Annotated in this window: 15 protein-coding genes; 10 read left to right on the top strand and 5 right to left on the bottom strand. The window is 38.8% G+C overall.

Features of this window, described 5'->3' with window-relative positions:
* Positions 1-10: 10 nt before the first annotated feature.
* Both sufB and ACPUEN_RS07905 read right to left on the bottom strand, forming a co-directional pair.
* The gene (sufB, locus tag ACPUEN_RS07910) at positions 11-1,456 is read right to left on the bottom strand and encodes a Fe-S cluster assembly protein SufB (RefSeq protein ID WP_425639549.1); all 1,446 of its coding nucleotides are present in this window, start codon (positions 1,454-1,456) and stop codon (positions 11-13) included.
* A 233-nt stretch (positions 1,457-1,689) separates the two neighbouring features.
* Positions 1,690-2,163, bottom strand: a complete 474-nt coding sequence (locus ACPUEN_RS07905; protein WP_111611852.1) for an Lrp/AsnC ligand binding domain-containing protein — start codon at positions 2,161-2,163, stop codon at positions 1,690-1,692.
* 313 nt (positions 2,164-2,476) lie between these two features.
* Between ACPUEN_RS07905 and ACPUEN_RS07900 the strand changes: the two genes are divergently transcribed.
* Positions 2,477-3,067, top strand: coding sequence for a hypothetical protein (locus ACPUEN_RS07900; RefSeq protein WP_425639548.1), 591 nt, complete (start codon positions 2,477-2,479; stop codon positions 3,065-3,067).
* 156 nt (positions 3,068-3,223) lie between these two features.
* Positions 3,224-6,052, top strand: a complete 2,829-nt coding sequence (locus tag ACPUEN_RS07895; RefSeq protein WP_425639547.1) for a prolyl oligopeptidase family serine peptidase — start codon at positions 3,224-3,226, stop codon at positions 6,050-6,052.
* A 57-nt stretch (positions 6,053-6,109) separates the two neighbouring features.
* Here the strand turns inward: ACPUEN_RS07895 and ACPUEN_RS07890 are convergent, their stop codons facing one another.
* A complete protein-coding gene (locus ACPUEN_RS07890) occupies positions 6,110-6,808 on the bottom strand; it encodes a PKD domain-containing protein (protein ID WP_425639546.1) in 699 nt (232 codons plus the stop codon).
* A 102-nt stretch (positions 6,809-6,910) separates the two neighbouring features.
* The gene (locus ACPUEN_RS07885) at positions 6,911-7,705 is read right to left on the bottom strand and encodes a thymidylate synthase (RefSeq protein WP_425639545.1); all 795 of its coding nucleotides are present in this window, start codon (positions 7,703-7,705) and stop codon (positions 6,911-6,913) included.
* 135 nt (positions 7,706-7,840) lie between these two features.
* Here ACPUEN_RS07885 and ACPUEN_RS07880 point away from each other — a divergent pair, with 135 nt between their 5' ends.
* A complete protein-coding gene (locus tag ACPUEN_RS07880) occupies positions 7,841-10,096 on the top strand; it encodes an efflux RND transporter permease subunit (protein WP_425639544.1) in 2,256 nt (751 codons plus the stop codon).
* Positions 10,097-10,107: 11 nt separating this feature from the next.
* Here the strand turns inward: ACPUEN_RS07880 and ACPUEN_RS07875 are convergent, their stop codons facing one another.
* Complete coding sequence (locus tag ACPUEN_RS07875; RefSeq protein ID WP_425639543.1) at positions 10,108-11,148, bottom strand: endonuclease/exonuclease/phosphatase family protein; 1,041 nt, start codon at positions 11,146-11,148, stop codon at positions 10,108-10,110.
* A gap of 335 nt (positions 11,149-11,483) precedes the next feature.
* Between ACPUEN_RS07875 and ACPUEN_RS07870 the strand changes: the two genes are divergently transcribed.
* The 7 genes from ACPUEN_RS07870 to neuB all read left to right on the top strand — a co-directional run bounded on the left by ACPUEN_RS07870 (position 11,484) and on the right by neuB (position 20,952).
* The gene (locus tag ACPUEN_RS07870; RefSeq protein ID WP_425639542.1) at positions 11,484-12,059 is read left to right on the top strand and encodes a DUF2911 domain-containing protein; all 576 of its coding nucleotides are present in this window, start codon (positions 11,484-11,486) and stop codon (positions 12,057-12,059) included.
* A gap of 136 nt (positions 12,060-12,195) precedes the next feature.
* Positions 12,196-14,610, top strand: coding sequence for a penicillin acylase family protein (locus tag ACPUEN_RS07865; RefSeq protein WP_425639541.1), 2,415 nt, complete (start codon positions 12,196-12,198; stop codon positions 14,608-14,610).
* Positions 14,611-14,744: 134 nt separating this feature from the next.
* Complete coding sequence (locus ACPUEN_RS07860) at positions 14,745-15,116, top strand: hypothetical protein (protein ID WP_425639540.1); 372 nt, start codon at positions 14,745-14,747, stop codon at positions 15,114-15,116.
* Positions 15,117-15,231: 115 nt separating this feature from the next.
* Positions 15,232-15,750: an ArsR family transcriptional regulator gene (locus ACPUEN_RS07855; RefSeq protein ID WP_425639539.1), complete on the top strand. Its 519-nt coding sequence runs from the start codon at positions 15,232-15,234 to the stop codon at positions 15,748-15,750.
* A 171-nt stretch (positions 15,751-15,921) separates the two neighbouring features.
* A complete protein-coding gene (locus ACPUEN_RS07850; protein ID WP_425640165.1) occupies positions 15,922-18,522 on the top strand; it encodes an SLBB domain-containing protein in 2,601 nt (866 codons plus the stop codon).
* 20 nt (positions 18,523-18,542) lie between these two features.
* Positions 18,543-19,862 (top strand): UDP-glucose dehydrogenase family protein, encoded by a 1,320-nt coding sequence (locus ACPUEN_RS07845; protein ID WP_425639538.1) that lies wholly within the window; start codon positions 18,543-18,545, stop codon positions 19,860-19,862.
* A gap of 73 nt (positions 19,863-19,935) precedes the next feature.
* A complete protein-coding gene (gene neuB / locus ACPUEN_RS07840; protein WP_425639537.1) occupies positions 19,936-20,952 on the top strand; it encodes an N-acetylneuraminate synthase in 1,017 nt (338 codons plus the stop codon).
* Positions 20,953-21,012: the final 60 nt, after the last annotated feature.

The raw sequence follows: 21,012 nt of genomic DNA, 5'->3' as shown, positions 1-21,012 counted from the left end.
TCAAATTCCATTAACCAACCGAACCTTCCAAAGTAAGCGCTAGTAGTTTCTGCGCTTCCACTGCAAACTCCATCGGCAACTGGTTCAATACTTCTTTTGCGTAACCATTAACGATCAAAGCAACTGCGTCTTCCGTCGCAATACCACGTTGGTTACAGTAGAACAACTGATCTTCTCCGATCTTCGAAGTAGTCGCCTCATGCTCTACTTTCGCAGAAGAGTTGTTTATATCGATGTAAGGGAACGTATGCGCTCCACAGCGATCTCCCATTAATAAAGAATCACACTGAGAGAAGTTACGCGCATTTGTCGCACGTTTCATTACCTGCACTTGACCTCTATATGAGTTTTGGGATTTTCCTGCAGAAATACCTTTGGATACAATTCTTGATTTGGTGTTTTTACCAATGTGAATCATTTTTGTACCGGTATCTGCTTGCTGATAATTATTTGTAACCGCTACAGAATAGAACTCACCAATTGAATTATCCCCTTTAAGGATACAAGAAGGGTATTTCCAAGTCACGGCTGAACCTGTTTCTACCTGAGTCCAAGAGATTTTGGAGAAGTCACCGGCGCAGATTCCTCGCTTGGTTACGAAATTGTAAATCCCACCTTTTCCTTCTTTATCACCTGGGAACCAATTCTGAACAGTTGAATACTTCACTTCTGCATGTGCTCCGGCATAGATTTCTACCACAGCCGCGTGCAGTTGATTCTCATCTCTTTGCGGTGCAGTACAACCTTCTAGGTAAGATACATAGGATTCATCTTCCGCTACGATTAGGGTTCTTTCGAACTGTCCTGTATTTGCAGCATTGATTCTGAAATAAGTGGAAAGCTCCATTGGGCAACGAACACCTTTTGGAATGTAGCAGAATGATCCGTCAGAGAATACTGCCGAATTCAATGCTGCATAATAATTGTCTGTCATAGGAACTACAGAACCCAAATATTTTTTCACCAACTCAGGGTGCTCTTTTACTGCTTCGCTGAAAGAACAGAAAACAATACCCAACTTGGATAATGTTCCTTTGAATGTGGTAGCTACAGAAACTGAGTCCAGAACTGCATCTACTGCAATTCCCTGAAGTTTCTTCTGTTCGTTTAAATTGATTCCTAATCTCTTATAGATATCTAACAATTCAGGATCTACTTCGTCCAAACTCTTTGGCTTATTAGTCTGTTTTGGTGCAGAGTAGTATTTAAGTGCCTGTAAGTCTATTTTTGGGTAGTGGACATTTGCCCACTTAGGCTCAGACATGGCCTCCCATGTTTTGAACGCTTTCAATCTCCAATCAAGAAGCCATTGTGGCTCTTCTTTCTTGGCAGATATCCATCGAATAGTTTCTTCAGTTAAACCCACAGGAGCCTCATCGGCTTCATAGTTTACTGACCATCCGTGTTCGTATTCTTTTGATGTTAGTTCTTCTAAAATTTGATTGTCTTTGCTCATTGTTGCTGAGTTATTTAGACTAATTACATTTTAACGGCGAAGGTACAACATATAATGAAAATAATATGTTTTTACTCATTGGATAATTCTATCAAGTATACATACGTTCGATAGAAAATGCCCTCAATGTCCTTTCTATACCGTCTTTACAAAAAAAAAGTATTGAAGGTTCAATACTTTTCGTTTTATATGCATTTGCCTAAATCTTTTATTTAGATTTAATCTTAATTGGCTTATTTTTCTTTGTCAAAAAACTGTATAGGTCTGTTTATGGATTCTTCCAAAACAATTAAAGTCTCTGTTCTGTCGATTCCTTCCACCTTTTGGATATTGTCAAGTACATATCTGAGGTGATTGGTGTCTCTGCAAATGATCTTTGCGAAAATCGAATAATTCCCTGTAGTGTAATAAGCACTTACTACTTCGGAAATTGTTTTGAGTTTTTCGATAACTGTATCATATAAGGAGCTTTTTTCAAGATAGATTCCTAAAAATGCGGAAATGTCATATCCCAGTTTAGAGAAATCAATATTTAAAGTCGCACTTTTCACGATACCCATATCTTCAAGTTTCTTCATTCGAACATGAACTGTTCCTGAGGATACAAAGACTTTTTTTGCGATTTCCGTATATGGAGTTTTCGCATCTTCATTGAGAAGAGAAATGATCTTCAAGTCTATGTTATCGATATCTAAAATTTTGTCCATTTTTACCGAGTGATTTTGGATGATTGTTAATAAATCTGCCTGTAAATTAGAGATTGTTCAAAATATAGCAAAATTTTTTTTTCAATTTGTAATTAAAAGTAAAATCTACTTACTTTGGACTCGATATAAATGTTCAATTGAATATTTTGTTCATAGAGTAAAAAGTCGAATTAAAATTTGAGATCATTTGCATTTCCAAATTTTAGTTTATTTTCATCTGAAACTTTTAATCTCTAAAGTTATATTTGGGTTTATATTCTGAAAAGGGTCTTGCTTTTGGCAAGACTTTTTTGTTTTCTATTTAAAATTTATAATGCATAAAATTGTATTTGAAAATTTAAATACTGTATTTTTGCTTTCATACTTCTATCACATCAATATGGGCTCTCTACGAGTATTATGTAATTTAATAATTATCCTTTTTTTGTGCACGCCTCTAGCCGGTAATGCATTGGTTGCGCAGGTATCCAATGAATTTGCTTTCACGGAGCATGATTTTGTAGAGTATAATAAGCTTAAATTGAGAAGTGTAGAAACAATTTCCAGCTCTGAAGAACCTTCATACCCATCAGATTTAATTTTTTCTCAACTTACTGCCGTCGAAAATAACTTGGCCAATAACCTCAATTCACATTGGGTTTGGTCTGAAAGCACACTTGATATCATAGATAGTTTTTCTCCTTTTTTATTTCGAACAAAAAAATCTGCGGCTGTTGAAGAGGTGAAAATTTTGCTTCAAGTAAATTCTTTAGGCAGATTGATTGGCTTTGAAGTACAAGGTGATGTTGACAAGGGTTTAAAAGAACGGATTGACTATGTGCTTAGAAAATTGCCTGATTGTAAGCCAGTACCCGGTTTTGATACCTATGGCGTAGAAACTTTTGAGCTAATCATACAAAAATAGTAAGCTGGTTTTTCCAGCTTTTTTTTGAGCGGTTAGTGAATAGAATATGTGTAATTTATTTTTGAAGGGTGCCTGAAAGCCGATTTTTCAAAGAGTTTAATTGAAAATGCTTTTTTTAGGTTCTTGTTACTATTCTTACCGCTAATCTACTTTACTATGAAATTTCACAAAATAGGAGCTGTGCTTGTTGTACTGCTCCTAGGATCGCAAATTCTTTTTGCCCAACAGAAAAGACCACTGACCCATGCAGATTATGATGGATGGGAAAGAATGGCTTCTGAGAAAATCACCAAAAACGGTAAATGGGTAGGCTATCAAATTTCTCCACAAGACGGCGATGGAAGATTGGAGATTTTATCCTATAAAGATCCAAATCAGCGTCAGGTTATCCCTAGAGGTTCCTCTTTTGACTTTTCTGCCGATGATTTGTATGCTGTAGGGAGAATAGTTCCTGAGACAGATTCAGTTTATGTGTTAAAATTGAAAAAGACTAAGAAGGAAGATATGCCTTCTGATAGCCTCTTTATTTATAATATGGCTGAAGTTAAAATGGAAAAGCTTCCACGTGTAAAATCATTTGCTCTCCCTGAGGAAGCAGGAAGCTGGATTGCTATTCATTTTGAAAAGGAGAAAAAAGAGAAAGCAAAAGAGGATAAGGATGTTGAAGCTGATTCTACTGCCAAAACTGAAAAACCTAAAAAAACTGACGGTACCTTACTTAAAGTGAGAAAATTGGATGGAACGCTGAGCTATGATTTTGAACGGGTGAAGTCATATAGCTTCTCAAAGAATGGTGATTTCCTTCAATATGTCTTGGCTGAGGAAGATACCTTAGACAACGCGGCTATATACCTGCTTAACCTTGCCAGTGGAGAAAGTAAACTGATTTCTGAAGGCATGACTTCGTATTCCGAGGTTACATTTTCACCTGAAGCCAAATACCTCTCTTATCTTGCTACTGACGATTCTGCCAAGGCCAAGAAACCGTATCATTCTGTTTTTCTAGTTGAGACTAACAAGGGTGAGCCTAAGGAAATCGCAACCAAAGATTCTGAGGGCATTTTGAGTAATGGGAGAATCAGCGAAAATGGCAATCTTAAATTTGCAGAAAATGAAGAACGTCTGTTTTTTGGCGTAGCTCCGGATTATGTGGATTACAGCTACGAAAGTGATACCACTATTTTAGATGAAGAGAGAGTAAGTCTGGATATTTGGGGGTGGCAAGATTCGGAGATTCAACCCATGCAACTCAAAAATAAAGGGAGAGAAGAGCGATTTTCCTATCTAGCAGCGATAGATCTGAACACAGATAAAATTACGCAGCTGGCAGATTTGGATGTGAAAAATGTGAGCTTGGAATCAAAAGTGGAACGTGATTTTGGATTAGCTTATTCGGATGATCCATATCGAATCAATTACAGCTGGGATATTCAGATTGGTAGAGATTTGTACTTGATAGATTTTACCGATGGTTCAAGGTCCTTGATCGAAAAAGATGCTTCAGGGTTTCCATCCATTTCTCCAGAGGGCAAGTATGTATATTGGTATGATGCACGTGATAGTAGCTGGGTAGCTTATGATGTTGCACAGAAAGCTAAAATAAACCTCACCAAAGAACTTCCTGAGGTGTTTTATCAAGAATTGCATGACTCTCCTTCGCTTCCTGGAAGCTATGGAAATGCAGGTTGGTTAGCAGGTGATGAGGCGTTTCTGGTCTATGATAGATTCGATATTTGGAGAATTGATCCTAAAAATCCATCTGCTGCTGTCAACCTGACTCAAGGAGAAGGAAGAAAGGCTTCAATTATTTTTAGAAGACAGGATTTGGATCGAGAAGAGCGAAGTATTGATCCTAAAGGACAGTTACTGCTTTCTGCCTTCAATGAAAAGACAAAGGATGCTGGTTATTTTACCGGTTCTTTTGATGGGAAATCAGCTCCAAAGCAGTTAATAATGACAGCAAATCGCTATTCTGGATTGACCAAAGCCAAGGAAAGTTCAGAAGTTATTTTAAACAAATCTACTTATCAAGAGAACCCAGACCTTTATCTAAGCGATCTAAGTTTCAAGAATCTTAAAAAGGTATCCAATCTCAATCCTCAGCAAGCCAATGTAAATTGGGGTTCTGTGGAATTAGTAGATTATTTGAGCAGTGAAGGTGATCCATTACAAGGCTTACTGTTCAAGCCAGAGAATTTTGATGCTTCAAAGAAATACCCAATGATGGTCTATTTCTACGAGCGAAATAGCGATGGATTGCACAATTACAGAGCTCCCGCACCAAGTGCATCCACGATTAATATCCCATATTTTGTAAGTAACGACTACTTGGTATTTGTGCCAGATATCAAATATGAGTTGGGACTTCCAGGGCCAAGTGCCTATAGCTGCATCATTCCAGGAGTTCAATCCATTGTAGCCAAAGGCTTTGTAGATGCTGATAATATGGCGATTCAGGGGCAGAGCTGGGGTGGATATCAGGTGGCTTACCTAATCACTCAAACCGACATGTTTAAAGCTGCAGGTGCTGGTGCGCCAGTGGTGAATATGACTTCTGCCTATGGAGGAATCCGATGGGGAACTGGTATGAGTCGTATGTTCCAATACGAGCAAACTCAATCCAGAATAGGAGGTACTCTTTGGGAAAAGCCAGTTTACTATCTGGAGAATTCTCCATTGTTCTTTATGGATCGAGTGAAAACGCCAGTTCTCATCATGCACAATGACGAAGATGGTTCTGTGCCTTGGTATCAGGGAATTGAAATGTTTATGGCGTTGAAAAGATTGCATCAACCAGCTTGGCTTCTTCAGTACAATGGAGAAGATCATAACCTTGTTCAACGCAAAAATAGAAAAGACCTTTCGGTAAGACTCAGTCAGTTCTTTGACCACTACCTAAAGGGAGCTCCTGCACCACTTTGGATGTCAGAGGGTCTGCCTGCTGTTCAGAAAGGGAAGACGCTTAAATATGAGTTAGAGGATTAAGTAAAAAAGCCCTGAATCATAACGATTCAGGGCTTTTTTAAAAGAAATTGGAGAAACTTAATCTACAAATTCATAGCTAAACTCTAGTTCAAAATCATATTTTGCTACTGATCTTAAATTAAGAAATACCTTACCTTCAGTCTGTTCTTCATTTAACTCCATCTTTTGTGAACCACTTTGTAAATATGAATTTGCGGGTTCTGAATTATTAGTGTTGTCAACTAGTATAATAACGGGAAGTCCAAAATCAAAGCTATTTCCGCCAAATGCAATTTTTGGAGTGGAGATCTCAAATGGCTCTCCTGATGTACTCAGCTCAGAAGCTATTTTGTCCTGGTCTACACTAATCCAGCCTGATGGTTTTTCTTGTTGTATTCCAAAATATAAATCCCCATTGGAATACCCATCTCTCGGGATTGCGGTTATTTTAGTGATGAAATAGGCACCGATTTTCACCTCTTTACTAACTGTGTTTTTTACTTTGTTGAGCGAGGTAGTAGTTAAGCTTACTATATAAGTGCCTGGCTCCTCGTAAATAGGGAATGGAGTTTTCTCATTTGAAGTCTTTCCATTGCCAAAATCCCAGGAATAAGCATAGGCACTATCTGGTATAGCTTCAAATTGTATTGGGACAAAGGCTAAGGTTTTGTCAGATTTTACTTCAAAATTGGCTTCAATTACTGGGAACTCTTCTTCTGAAGAACATCCACAACATGCTAATAGAATTAGCAAAACACTTAAGTGGTTTAGTTTCATGCGATGTAAGTATATTTGGAGAAAATAGTTGACCTAAATCTAACTATTTTCGCTAATTCTTACCATCAGTTCAACTATTTAATTAAACTAATTTCTCCGCGATTAAACCGCCACTGCAGCCTTGATATGGGGATGAGGATCATAACCGACCAACTCAAAATCCTCGTATTTGAAATCAAAAATATCAGTTACCTCAGGGTTGATTTTCATGGTCGGTAATTCTCTCAATTCACGACTCAATTGAAGTTCTGCCTGCTCCAAATGATTGGAATACAAATGCGCGTCTCCAAAAGTGTGAATGAAATCACCTGCATCCAGTCCGCAGACCTGGGCCACCATCATGGTGAACAAGGCATAGGAAGCAATATTAAAAGGTACTCCTAGGAAAACGTCTGCACTTCGCTGGTATAGCTGACAACTCAATTTACCATCCGCTACATAGAACTGAAATATTGTGTGACAGGGTGGCAAGGCCATATTATCTACATCTGCCACATTCCATGCACTGACGATATGTCGTCGACTGTCGGGCTTGGTTTTGATTTGATGGATTAAATTTTTGATTTGATCGATTTCACCACCTTTTCCATCCGGCCAATGTCTCCACTGATAGCCATAAACTGGTCCTAAATCACCATTTTCATCAGCCCATTCGTTCCAAATGGACACTTTGTTTTCATTAAGGTATTTGATGTTTGAGTCACCTTTGAGAAACCAAAGCAACTCAATAATGATAGAACGGAGGTGAAGCTTTTTGGTCGTGACTACCGGAAAACCCTTCGATAAATCAAAACGCATCTGATGGCCAAAAATACTTCGGGTTCCAGTGCCTGTCCTATCTCCTTTTACAGCTCCTTCATCAAGGATTTTTCGCATCAAATCGTGGTATTGCTTCATCTTCTAATTTGGATTTTCAAGTTTCGGCAAGTTAATCAGTTCAGATAATAAATGGAATTGAATTAACACAAAGCAGCGTCAAACTTGTTATACTTGATATGGCAAATTGCTTTCAAAGCCTGTTATCATTAGTAAATGTTCCAAAAATCTACCGCTTATTCTTTTCTCGCTCTAGCTGTTATACTCAGCGTATTACTTATAGTTTTTCACCCCACACCTCAATTCAATTATGATTTTGAGACATTTTTTCCGCAGAATGACGAAGATTTAGATTTCTATGAAAACTTTAAAAGTCAATTTGAAAATGATAATGATTACCTGCTGATAGCCTTTAGTAACTCCGATGGTGAGCTATTTAATCCGGACTTTCTGGAAAAGGCCAATACCATTCAATCCGAAATTCAAAAATTGGAGAAAGTGGATACGGTCATTTCTATTCTTAATTTAAAGCAGCCAGTAATCGGTGTTTTTGGATTGACCTATCGAAAAGTTCTGGATTGGTCTGATGAAAAATCATTGGAGATGGCTTCATCGAACTTGGAGCAATATCGTTCTCAATTGATCTCTAAGGATGGAAATTCACTTCTCTTATTGATTAAGAATGAACAAAATATATCCAAGGCTAATGGAGATGAGCTGTATGCTTCAATCAAAGGCCTGTTTATTCAGTTTAACATTGAACCGCACGCCATAGCCGGTAAAATCCAGATGCAAGGGGACTTTATCAAGCTAATGCAGAACGAGTTCGGGTTATTTTTTGGCTGCTCGATTTTACTGATGTTATTCTTACTAATTATTATTTTTCGTTCTTGGTGGGGCGTAGTTATACCTCTTTTGGTACTGATTATTGGAGTTGCGTGGGCTTTTGGTTTGCTGCTTTATTTAGGAAAACCCTTAGACGTCATGTCTGTGATGCAGCCAACTATTTTTATGATTGTTGGATTAAGTGCGTTGATTCATTTTTTCACTCATTTAACTAAAAAACTTAAGACTGGAGCAAATAAGCAACTAGCTATTACTGAAGTTTACAAGGAATTATTGATACCTGTTTGGTTGACAGTATTAACCACCTCATTAGGGTTTATTTCTCTTTATTTCACCTCAATTCCAGCACTTCAGGATTTTGGCTGGACTACTGGGCTGGGAGTTCTAGTCATATTTTTCTCAGTAATATCCATTTCGCCTGGGTTGCTTTTTCTGATCCCCATTCCCAATACTTATTCAGTTTCAAAGGTCGAAAAACCAAGTGTTTTGCACAGCTTATTCTCTTGGCAACTGAAGCAGCGAAAATGGATCTGTTTATCATTTTTAGCAATTACATTCCTATGCATTTTTCTTGGTTCAAAAGTAAAGATAAACGGATATCTACTTGACAACTTACCTGTGGATCACCCTATTCAAAAGGATTTTGAATACTTCGATGAGCAATATGGAGGTTCGAATCCTTTCGAGATTTTCATTACAACTGGTGGAAATACAAATTCTTTATTGGACTTACAGGTTTTAAAAGAAATAGAAAAAGTTGATTCTAAAATTCATGAGCTATTTGGAGTAGGTAAGACCATTTCGCCCTTAACACTGATCAAATCTATCAATCAGGCGCAGAATCAAGGGGATCCAAAAGCATTTGTTCTGCCAACTGTCGGACAACGTCAGCGAATGAATCGATGGCTTGACAAAGCTTTAGAATCAAGTGGAAGTCAAGTAATTAGCGAGGACAGGAAATCGGGAAGAATTAGTTCCCGGGCTCCAGATCTTGGGTCGCTAAAAATTACTGAACTTCGAGGTGAGTTAATTGAATTTGTTGAAAAGGAAATTGATCCGGAATTACTAAAAGTTCGGTGGACGGGCACAGCTTATTTGATTGATAAAGGCCATAAGTCAGTGACTACGCAAATGGGCAAAGGCCTTGGTGTTGCTTTCCTCTTGGTTGGGGTAATTGTCGGTTTTTTGTTTCGATCCTGGCGAATATCATTCCTTCTATTGATTCCCAATTTAATTCCGCTTATCTGTATGCTTGGGTTAATGTATTTGTTGGGTATTGAATTTAAATTGACGACAGCCATACTTTTTACGGTTGCTTTTGGGATTGCTGTGGATGACAGCATACATTTTATGAGCAGGCTAAAGCATGAGCTTAGCTTGGGCAAAAATCTGATTTATGCGTTGAAGCGCACCTATTTAGAAGCTGGAAAGGCACTGGTTTTGACTACTCTAGTTTTGACAGCTGGATTTGGTTTGCTGATTTTCAGCCAGTTTGGCGTAACACACTTTACAGGTTTGTTGATTTCTGCTTCGATGATATTTGCACTTTTGGCCGATTTATTACTTCTACCACTTTTGCTTTTACCCTTGAAGAAAATGTGGGAGAAAAAATTCAATAAGACCTAAGAGTTACATGATCACTCAAAGCTATCCCATGAATATGTGGCTGTGACAGGGTAATGATCGGAATAGTCTACCTCTCTGTGAGTTTTGAATTGAACAGCTTGAAGCGAGGGGCTCGAAAAAATATGATCAATTCTAAGAAAGAAAAGTATACGGTTATAAGTGAATCCAAATCCTGTCCCAGCCTTTTCGAAGGCATTCTCGTAATTTTCGCTCAACTTAAAATAGGTATAGGAGTAAGGTATTTCATTTAAATCACCCATCAAGATCAATGGGTGAGGACTATTATCCATATGCTCCAATAGTACTTTAAGCTGCTTGCTCCGCGCCAAACTGCCACGGTGCAGCTTTCCTAAGGTTTGTCTGTAGTTTTCCTTGACTCCTTCTATATTTTCCAAGCCATCCGAGTCGATTCGCATAGATTCCAGATGTGCATTGTAAATACGGACTGTGTCACTATTTACCATAATATCTGCGAAAATAGCCCCGTTTGTCCCTTGGGCATCAAAGACTTTTCCATCATTGATGATTGGGTATTTTGAGAAAATAGCCAATCCGTTAGACCTCTTAGTTGGGTTTCCGTCAGTGATATGATAGGAAACTTTATAATTAGAGTTCTTGCCAAGAATTTTTACCGCATCTCGGGAAGGAGTGGTATTATCCTGATAAAACTCCTGAAATACCTTTACATCAGCCTCTTGATCCTGAAGCCAGGTGAAAACATTTGCATCTGCAGTCCCCTCACTTTTGGATTTATAGTAAAACATGTGGGCATTGTAAGTGAGCACTTTTAGTCCATCAATACGCTCGTTTTTTGGGTGAATCTGGAAAGTGGCTAGGAAAAATTTATAACCAAGAATTAGAGCTAGTAGAGGCAAAAAAGCTAGTTTTCTCCATGACAAAATGAGTATTACTACCAGAAATAGATTCAGAAGTAAAAAAACAGGAATGAAGAACGGCAAAAGACCAACGTATTTGAAATACTCCGGAGAGATAAATACGCTGGCAAATAATACTAAAGTAACGGCAAAAATTAGCCAGGTGATGACTTTCATGAATTGAAATTAAACTCGCAATAAAGTAAGCAATAAATCATGATCCTACTCAAGTGATTGGTGTTTTAACCTTATTCACAATCTTCGATCCAAATGAAAATTGATTCTCAGGAATTATCTAACTAATTTGTAAAGGTAGAGTATTTGATTCTCCCGCAAATGAATGTTACGCAATTGATGAAAGAGAGGCTTGAATTTTGCTGCTTTCCCAAATATTAGTTATTTCGATAGAAAATTACCCACAATGAAATCGCGCATGATGAAGGTCGCTACGCCCATAAATGGTGATTTTCCAAACGAGATTTCTCCCGATATTCAAAACAAAAAATAAACAAATGAAAACGTACCAACCTATCTTAGCGGCTGCATTTATAGCGATAGTTTTTGCTTCGTGTAGTGAACCAAAGACAACTGAATCTTCAGAGTCAGAAGTAGCTGAAGAGGCCATGGAAGCTGCTACAGCAGAAGACGCCAGACCTAGTCCCTTGATGGTGAAAGAAGGTCAAATTGCCGGAAAGGCATTCAAAGTACAGTATGGTTCTCCAGCTGTGAAAGGCAGGGAATTATGGGGTGATTTGGTGCCGTATAATGTAGTTTGGAGAACAGGAGCAAATGAAGCGTCCTATGTTGACTTAGCTGAAGACATGACTGTAGAGGGCAAAAAGCTAGCTGCAGGTAAATATTCATTATTCACTATTCCAAAAGAAACCGGACCTTGGACAGTTATTTTTAATTCGGATTGGGATCTAGAACATGGACATTTTCAATATGATGAAAAGAATGACGTACTCAGAGTTGAAGTTAATCCTGTCTGGGAAGACTCAATCGAAGAGTCACTTTCCATGGAAATAGAAAACCCAGGAATTGTTATTCGCTGGGAAAAACTTAAGCTGCCAATTACAATTAATTAAGGAATTTCAATCCATAGAAAAGCCCTCAATATTGAATTGAGGGCTTTTTTGTTAGGTAAATATCAAAAGGGTAAATGGATATGTGTTTTAATATTAGGTTTAGGGTAAATTCGTCACCTCACATAGATATCATTAGATGAAGTACATAGGCTTTTTTGTGGTTTTAGCATTGACAATCGCACTTGGAGTAGCTGTTTCCACACCATTTGGAGCGATTCCTCCTTTAGCTCCTTTGCTTGATCCAAATCATGGGTTTTGGCAAAATTCAATTTCTGAAGATGAATTGGCCCAAGATGAACTGCGACTCGATAATCTAAGCAGTGAGGTGCAGGTGATTTACGATGAGAATCTGATTCCACACATTTTTGCCAATAATGAAGCTGACCTATATAGAGCTCAAGGTTACATTACTGCAAAGCACAGACTTTGGCAAATGGAATTCCAGACCATGGCTGCTGCCGGCAGAATCTCCGAAATAGTAGGCCCATTAGCTTTGGATCTTGATAGAATGACTAGACGAAAAGGCTTGGCGTATGGAGCGGAAAAAGGTATAAAATTCGCCCAAGAAACCGACCCTGAGACCTATGCCTTGTTAGAAGCTTATGCTGACGGAGTAAATCAGTATATCAATCAGCTTGAGGATGCACAATTACCGATAGAATATAAAATCTTAAACTACAGACCAGAACCCTGGTCGGCATTTAAGTCCATTCTTTTACTGAAATACATGACCGATATGCTGGTTGGTGATCGGGATCTGGAGTATTCGAATTTGAGAAAAATTCTAGGTGATGTGATGTTGGATAAATTATATCCAGAATATCCAATTGGCGTAGAACCCATCATTGAAGCAGGACATAAGTGGGATTTCAAACCTCTGGAAGTCACTCGACCAGATAGTATTAATTACCCTGATGATCAGCTAGTCATAGATCCCTTACCACAACCAGCCGATGGGACAGGCTCCAATAACTGGGCTGTTTCCGGGTCGAAAACGAAAAACGGGAATCCAATTTTGGCCAATGATCCGCACTTGAGCTTGAACCTGCCCTCACTTTGGTACTCCATGCAACTCACCACACCAAATCACTCAGTCAAAGGAGCTACACTTCCCGGAGCGTTAGGTGTGATTTCAGGGTTTAATGAAAATATTGCTTGGGGTGTTACCAATGCCACTCGGGATACACGTGATTGGTATAAAATTACTTTTCAGGATAAATCTAGAAAAGCCTACCGCTACGGCGAAAAGTGGGAGCAGACAACTTTTAGAATTGAGGAAATTAAAGTAAAAGGTGAGCCTACTTTTAAGGATACGGTGGTGTACACCCACTATGGACCTGTGGTGTACGATGAAACCTTTAATTCAAACCGTCAAGATGTCAATTTTGCCTTAAAATGGAATGTGCATGAAGGATCTAATGAGCAAAAGACGTTCTTAAAGTTGAATACTGGTAGGGACCATGAGGACTATAATGCAGCTTTGGATAATTACACAGCACCAGCTCAGAACTTTGTCTTTGCTTCCAAAAGTGGTGATATAGCCATGAGAATTCAGGGTAAATTCCCATTGAAATGGAAAGGGCAAGGAAAATTCTTTATGGATGGGGCTGACCCTAGAATGGAATGGCAGGGATATATTCCAAATGAGCACAATGCAAGTACGTTAAATCCTGAACGCGGATTCGTTAGTTCAGCCAACCAGCACCCTACGGACTCTACATATCCATACTATGTTTTTGACAATAGCTACGAGTTTTATCGAAATCGCAGACTCAATAATAAACTATCTGAGATGAGCAATATTACAGTGGAGGATATGCAAGGGCTACAGTTTGACGATTATTACCTGCATGCTTCCGAAGCCTTACCGATTATGTTGGAGTTGATTGGAAGCGATTTTGAAAATGATGCTGAGGCAAAAAAATATATCTCTATTTTGAAGCAATGGGATTTTTATGCTGATCCAAATCAAAATGCACCAACCTTATTTTATATTTGGTGGAGAGAATTGTACAGTCAGATTTGGAAGGAATTGTCCGAAAATTTAGCACCTGTTGTGCTTCCCAATTACTATCAAACGGTACTTTTTATGAAAAATGAGCCTAGCGGAGAAGTGTTTGATCTGAAGAAAACCTCCGAAATAGAGACTGTAGCAACCCACGTTAAGCTTGGCTTTTACGGATTGCTAGAAGCTATGAAAAAATGGGAATCTGAAGAGGGGGATTTCTCGTGGGCTAACTATAAGCGGACCAAAATTCAGCATATTGTTCCCCAATTTAATTCATTTTCTGAGGAGAATTTCTACACGGGAGGGGGAGCCGGAATTTTGAATGCCACAAGCGGGAGATCCGGAGCAAGCTGGAGAATGGTAGTGGAATTAGGGCCTGAGATCAAAGCATTTGGAATTTATCCAGGTGGTCAATCTGGAAATCCTGGAAGTAAATTCTATGGCAATTTCATCCCAATTTGGGCAAATGGTGAATACCTGAACTTCGATCTCCGAACAGCTGATCAAGTAGAAGGTATGTTATTCAAAACTAGATTAAACTAAGTGCGCTGAAAGCGAGCCTGCCAACAGACAGCCATCTCGCAAGCGACACTCACTGGGATGATTTTAAACTAAGCGGGATTCCATAGCCTGCCCCGACTATTCAGGGTGGCAATTAAAAGACAAATTATAAACACATGAAATTTCTACTATTCGCTTTTCTCACGGCTGTACTTGTCATTCTATTTAATCCCTTTTTGCCTTACTGGTCTGTTATGATTTTGATAGCAATTTTTGCTGCCTTAAGTGGTAACAAAGGAGCTGAAGCTTTTTTCGCAGGGGGCTTTGGAATGGGCTTAGCATGGCTAAGTCAAAGTATCTATATCAGCACATTTTCGGGGAGTTCCCTACCTGACAAAATGGGTGAACTAATGGGGTTTGGCTCAGAAATGCCACTATTGGCAATCACAGGTGTACTAGGATTTTTGCTGGGTGCTTTTAGTGCATGGACAGGTAGTTTATTCCGAAAACTTTTCAAAAGGAAGCCAGATAATATCTATGGGGCATAGCAACTGTACAAAGAATTTAGTTAAAAGTTCTTAGCCTTCTTTCAAAAACCAGCTTTTTGTTTTTCCATTTCAATCGAATGAGTACCTTTGTTACTCACTATTGAAGTGAATTTTTATGCTTGAATCCTTAATTACCTCAAAGACAAGATTGAGGTTACTTGTTAAGTTTTTTGTTAACTCCAAAACACAAAGTCATTTGCGAGGTTTGGCGGATGAGTTTGGTGAGTCAACCAATGCAATCCGCAAAGAATTGAATAACCTTACACAAGCAGGGTTTTTAGTAAAGGAATCAGATAAAAATAAAATTGCATACAAGGCAAATGTGACTCATCCCTTTTTCTCTAACATACAAGATATCATACGGAAATATCTAGGCTTGGACAAGTTGCTCGAGCAAATACTGGAGCGAATGGGGGAGGTGAGTCAAGTTATTCTTGTCGGCGACCTTTCCAAAGGTATCGATTCAGGAAAAATAGACGTAGTGGTCACAGGAGATAATTTGAATGAGAGTTACATATTAAATCTATCAAATAAGATAGAAGAGATGATAGATCGGAAAGTGGTATTGACCTTGCTAGCTGATAGGATGGTCTCTACAGGCTTGGTTTTGTTCGATAAGGAGGTAGGAGCTTAGCTAGCTCAGGTTTTATATATGTACTTGAGGATAGGCACATTTGTGACTGAAAGGGCGAAGCTTTGTATTATTGTTTGAGAATCGATTAAAAATCAGAAATTAGCAGTTGCTTAGGAAGTGAAAATTGAGTCCAACACGAAAACTATTGAATTGAAAAAATATACTTGGTTGATTAATTCTAAAAAATACCTTTTACTGGTGATTTTTTTATTGGTGGCATGGGCCGCCCAGAGTCAGAGCCTCTCTGATATCCAAAACCTCAAAGTCGATAATTTGTCAGATGCGCAGATAGAACAATTGATTAAAAGGGCAGAATCAAGCGGACTCTCTACAAATCAGTTGACTGCCTTGGCAAGAGAAAGAGGAATGCCGGCATCGGAAGCAGCTAAACTAAGCCAGAGGATCAGCGCACTGCAAATGGCCGTGAGCTCACCAGGTACAGGTCAAAATACGTCTGATAGTAGATCAGTCAATGGGTTTCAGGAAACTGATATGTTCGATTCGATTCGTAGATCGGATCCTTATTATGATTTAAGTTTAAAACAGAAGAAGATTTTCGGCTATAAACTCTTTCACAATAGAGATCTTAATTTCAGTCCAAGCCTTAATATCCCAACCCCCCAATCTTACGTGATTGGACCTGGAGATCAATTGTTAATTGACGTTTATGGCGCTTCTCAGCAATCGTTTGATTTAAGTGTTTCTCCAGAAGGAAGGATATTTATTCCAAATATTGGCCCTGTGCAAGTAGGCGGATCTAGTATAGAAGCAGCGAGTGTTCGGATCAAAACAGCGCTAGGTAGAATATATTCCGGGTTAAATGGCTCAAACCCAAATACGTTTATTCAGGTAAGATTGGGGAATATCCGATCAATTAAAGTTTCAATGGTTGGAGAGTTAACGAAACCAGGAACATATACCCTGCCTTCATTTGCTACAGTCTTTAATGGGCTTTATGCTGCTGGCGGTCCAAATGAGAATGGAGCCTTTAGAAAAGTTCAAGTTTACAGGGACAGTAGATTAGTCGCGACAGTAGATATTTATGAGTTTTTATCCAAAGGAGATCAAAACTCAAACATTACCCTTCAAGATAATGATGTGGTTTTAGTTCCTGCAGTTGAGACTAGAGTAGAAATAATAGGTCCTGTGAGAAGAGAAGGACTTTTTGAAGTGAAGCCAAGTGAATCTTTAGAAGACTTATTTATCTACACTGGCGGAATGACTAGCTTGGCATACCGTGATAGAGTTACAGTCAGACGAATTGAAAATAATCAGCGAAAGGTGGTAGATGTTCCATCGAGTGAATTTGGGACATTTTCCTTAAAGGATGGGGATGAAATATTAATCGGAGAGGCATTAGAAAGATTTTCGAATAGAGTACAGGTAACCGGATCAGTCACTCGGCCAGGAGAGTATTCATTGGATGAAGGTGGTCTAACTGTCAAAGGATTAATAGAAAAAGCCCAAGGTCTTAAACCAGAAGCATTTTCCAATAGAGCAACATTATACAGAACGAGTGCAGATTTGACTTTGGCAGCCCAACCATTGGATCTTAAAGGGATTTTGAGTGGAGCATCGCCTGATGTTCCTTTGAAAAACGAAGACCTTTTGTTTGTGCCTAGTAGGTATGATATTCAGGAAGAATATTATGTGAAAATATCTGGAGAAATTAATTACCCTGGTACTTATCCTTTTGCGTCCGATATGACTGTGGGAGACTTAATTTTAAGATCTGGCGGTATGCTGGAATCCGCGACCAATTCACAAATAGAAATTGCCAGAAGAGTAAGAGATGCTAATTCAGGTAAAATAGCCGAGATAAAAACACTTTCCATCGATCCCAATTTGGAATTGACAGAGGAAGAAAGAAACCAGCCTCTTCAACCATTCGATCATGTTTTTATTCGAAGAAGCCCCGGGTTCGAAAGAGAACAGTTGGTAACTATTCAAGGAGAAGTGATGTATCCGGGTGAATTTGCGATAGCAGGAGCAAATGAGCGAATCTCAGATGTGATCAAAAGAGCTGGAGGCATTAATCAATATGCATATCCAAAGGGCGCAAGTTTGATCAGAAGAACTGTTTATTACAAAGGACCTACAGAAGAAGAATTAAGAGAAAAAGCCCTTTTGAATATCCGGGCTAATCTAGATCCTGAAACAAATAGAGAAGGAAATGAAGCTGAGGAGCTTCTTTTTGAAAGAATAGACGCAAAAATAGCCCAAAACGAACTAGAGAAATTGAAATTGCAGCAGGAAGAACAGAGACGTAAACTCTTCGCTATATCTCCTGCCTTTGATTCCTTAAGGCAAGATTCCACTCTTATTTCAATGCGTATGAAAGAGCAGGATTTTGTAGGGATTGACTTGCAGTACATTTTGCAACATCCAGGTTCCGAGGAAGACTTAATCTTACTGGAAGGAGATATTATCCATATACCAAAAGAGCTTCAAACTGTAAGGATGGTAGGAGAAGTACTACTACCTACCACCACTAGATTTATGTCTGGCAGTAGTCTCAAAAAATACATTTCCAAAGCTGGTGGCTTTACGGAAGATTCCAGAAGAGCTAAAACATATGTAGTATATGCAAATGGTGATGCACAAAGTACACGCAGCTTCCTTGGAATAAAGTCCTATCCTAAAATTGAACCAGGAGCAGAAATTGTAGTACCTAGAAAACCAGTGAGACAGAGATTAAATGCTGCAGGATGGATTGGCTTAGCCTCAAGTTTAGCCACGCTCGGTATCCTAATAGATCGTTTACTTCCTTAAAAAATAAAAATCATTAATACATGAAAATTGCAGTTGTAGGTACAGGCTATGTAGGCTTGGTATCAGGAGCATGTTTTGCAGATGTGGGTATTGAAGTGACCTGCGTAGACATCGATCAAAAAAAAATAGACAACCTCAAAAATGGCATAATGCCAATTTATGAGCCAGGTTTAGAAGAGGTTGTTGTCAGAAATTTCAAAAGTGGAAGACTTAAGTTCAGTACTGATTTGGGAGAAGCCATTCAAGGAGCATCTGTAGCTTTTATAGCTGTAGGAACACCTCCAGGTGAGGATGGATCTGCCGACCTGAAATATGTATTGGCTGTGGCTGATGAGATCGGTACAAAAATGACCGATTACATAGTTGTTGCCACCAAGAGTACTGTTCCAGTTACGACAGGAGAAAAAGTTCGTGCAGCGATAACTGGAGCTTTGGAAAAAAGAGGTTCTGATTTACCGTTTGCAGTAGCATCCAACCCTGAATTCTTGAAAGAAGGAGCAGCGGTGGAAGATTTCCTCAAGCCGGATAGAATCGTGATCGGAGTAGATGACGAACGTGCTGAGGAGATCATGAAGCGTCTTTATAAGCCATTCCAATTAAGTGGAGAGCGTATCATCTACATGGATATACCATCTGCAGAGATGACCAAATATGCTGCAAATGCCATGCTTGCTACCAAAATATCTTTTATGAATGATGTCGCCAACCTGTGTGAGTTAGTTGGTGCTGATGCAAACATGGTGAGAAAAGGTATTGGCTCAGATCCGAGAATCGGCAATAAATTCATCTACCCAGGTGTAGGATATGGTGGATCTTGCTTTCCAAAGGACGTAAAAGCTATCATCAAAACAGCCAAACAGTATGGCTATGACCTGAGAGTTCTTCAGGCTGTGGAAGATGTGAATGACGATCAGAAATATGTGCTCTCCAAGAAAGTAAAGGAATACTTCGGGGAGGACCTATCAGGGATGACTTTCGCCATGTGGGGCTTGAGTTTCAAGCCAAATACAGACGATATGCGTGAAGCTCCAGCTGGAGTAATTATCGATGAGTTGAGAGCTGCAGGTGCAACTGTGAAAGCATACGATCCAGTGGCTATGGAAGAAGCTAAGGAACATTACATCTTCGATAAAGTGACTTATTGCAAAGATGCTTATGAAGCTTTGGTGGATGCAGATGCACTTCTATTGGTTACCGAATGGTCTGAATTCAGAATTCCAAGTTGGGATGTAGTGGGAAGGTTATTGAAAAATAAAGTGATTTTCGACGGTAGAAATATCTATGATAAGAAATACCTGAAGACCTTAGGCTTTGAATCTTTCGGAATCGGTTCAAAGTAAAGTTATTCTACCTCCATGGGACCCATGGAGGTATACTTTTGATTAAGCCTATATATTAAATATTGAAGTTACCATGTTGCAAAAGACATATATAATCGCAGAGGCAGGAGTAAATCATAATGGTGATATTCAAATTGCTAAGGAATTAATTCAAAAAGCAAAAGAAGCTGGAGCTGATTGTGTAAAGTTTCAGACCTTCAAAGCGGAGCAAATTGTAACAAAAACATCTCCAAAAGCAAAATACCAATTAGAAGTTACTGACAAACAAGAAAGCCAGTTTGACATGTTGAAAAAGCTTGAAATGGATTTTTCTGGTTACCTGGATTTGGTTAATTATTGCAAAAAGTTAGCGATTGATTTTATGTCAACTCCATACAATAAGGAGGATGTTGATTTTTTGGAGGAGTTAGGAGTGAATTCATATAAAATAGCATCTGGTCAATTGACTGAAATTCCTTTCTTGAAGTACGTAGCAAGTAAAAATAAGCAAATCTACCTTTCTACTGGCATGGGAACGATAGGGGATGTTTTTGAGGCAGTTGAAGCCATCAGAGGTGTTGGAAATAATAAGCTAACCGTCCTGCAATGTACCACCAACTACCCATCAAGAATTGAGGATGCCAACATTTTGGCTATGAATGGTATAAAAGAAGCCTGTGATGTTGAAGTCGGATATTCAGACCATGTAGCCAATAATTTCGCTTGTTATGCTGCAGTTGCACTTGGTGCCAAAGTGATAGAAAAACACCTTACTATTGATAAAGCAATGGAAGGTCCAGATCATAGTTGCTCCCTCACTCCAATGGAATTTAAAGATATGGTGGACGGAATCAGGAATATTGAATCTGCACTAGGTAGCAAGGTAAAAAAACCATCTGCGGTGGAAATAGAGAATAGCAAAGGCATGAAAAGGGGGCTTGTTGTCTTACAGGATGTGGAGGAAGGAACCGTTCTGACTCCAGAATTGATTGGTTTTAAAAGACCTTTGAAAGGGATTCCAATAAATATGCTTGATAGGCTTATTGGAAAACCAGTATCCAAGCAAATGAAAGCGGATGAGGTACTGGATTTTGATTGCATAAGCTGGTAATGGAATTTACTCTTAAAGAGTTAGGAAATGTTTGTTTAAAACGTCTTAGATCTTTTATCC

It is taken from the genome of Algoriphagus yeomjeoni (assembly GCF_049821175.1).
Lineage (GTDB): Bacteria > Bacteroidota > Bacteroidia > Cytophagales > Cyclobacteriaceae > Algoriphagus > Algoriphagus yeomjeoni_A.
This window is presented reverse-complemented; position numbering and strand designations above follow the sequence as displayed.

Coding starts and splice junctions, on each gene's coding strand:
- ACPUEN_RS07905 (WP_111611852.1), bottom strand. CDS start 2,163: ATGGACAAAATTTTAGATATCGATAACATAGACTTGAAGATCATTTCT.
- ACPUEN_RS07855 (WP_425639539.1), top strand. CDS start 15,232: ATGCTTGAATCCTTAATTACCTCAAAGACAAGATTGAGGTTACTTGTT.
- ACPUEN_RS07845 (WP_425639538.1), top strand. CDS start 18,543: ATGAAAATTGCAGTTGTAGGTACAGGCTATGTAGGCTTGGTATCAGGA.
- sufB (WP_425639549.1), bottom strand. CDS start 1,456: ATGAGCAAAGACAATCAAATTTTAGAAGAACTAACATCAAAAGAATAC.
- ACPUEN_RS07860 (WP_425639540.1), top strand. CDS start 14,745: ATGAAATTTCTACTATTCGCTTTTCTCACGGCTGTACTTGTCATTCTA.
- ACPUEN_RS07870 (WP_425639542.1), top strand. CDS start 11,484: ATGAAAACGTACCAACCTATCTTAGCGGCTGCATTTATAGCGATAGTT.
- ACPUEN_RS07880 (WP_425639544.1), top strand. CDS start 7,841: ATGTTCCAAAAATCTACCGCTTATTCTTTTCTCGCTCTAGCTGTTATA.
- neuB (WP_425639537.1), top strand. CDS start 19,936: ATGTTGCAAAAGACATATATAATCGCAGAGGCAGGAGTAAATCATAAT.
- ACPUEN_RS07885 (WP_425639545.1), bottom strand. CDS start 7,705: ATGAAGCAATACCACGATTTGATGCGAAAAATCCTTGATGAAGGAGCT.
- ACPUEN_RS07875 (WP_425639543.1), bottom strand. CDS start 11,148: ATGAAAGTCATCACCTGGCTAATTTTTGCCGTTACTTTAGTATTATTT.
- ACPUEN_RS07865 (WP_425639541.1), top strand. CDS start 12,196: ATGAAGTACATAGGCTTTTTTGTGGTTTTAGCATTGACAATCGCACTT.
- ACPUEN_RS07900 (WP_425639548.1), top strand. CDS start 2,477: ATGCATAAAATTGTATTTGAAAATTTAAATACTGTATTTTTGCTTTCA.
- ACPUEN_RS07895 (WP_425639547.1), top strand. CDS start 3,224: ATGAAATTTCACAAAATAGGAGCTGTGCTTGTTGTACTGCTCCTAGGA.
- ACPUEN_RS07890 (WP_425639546.1), bottom strand. CDS start 6,808: ATGAAACTAAACCACTTAAGTGTTTTGCTAATTCTATTAGCATGTTGT.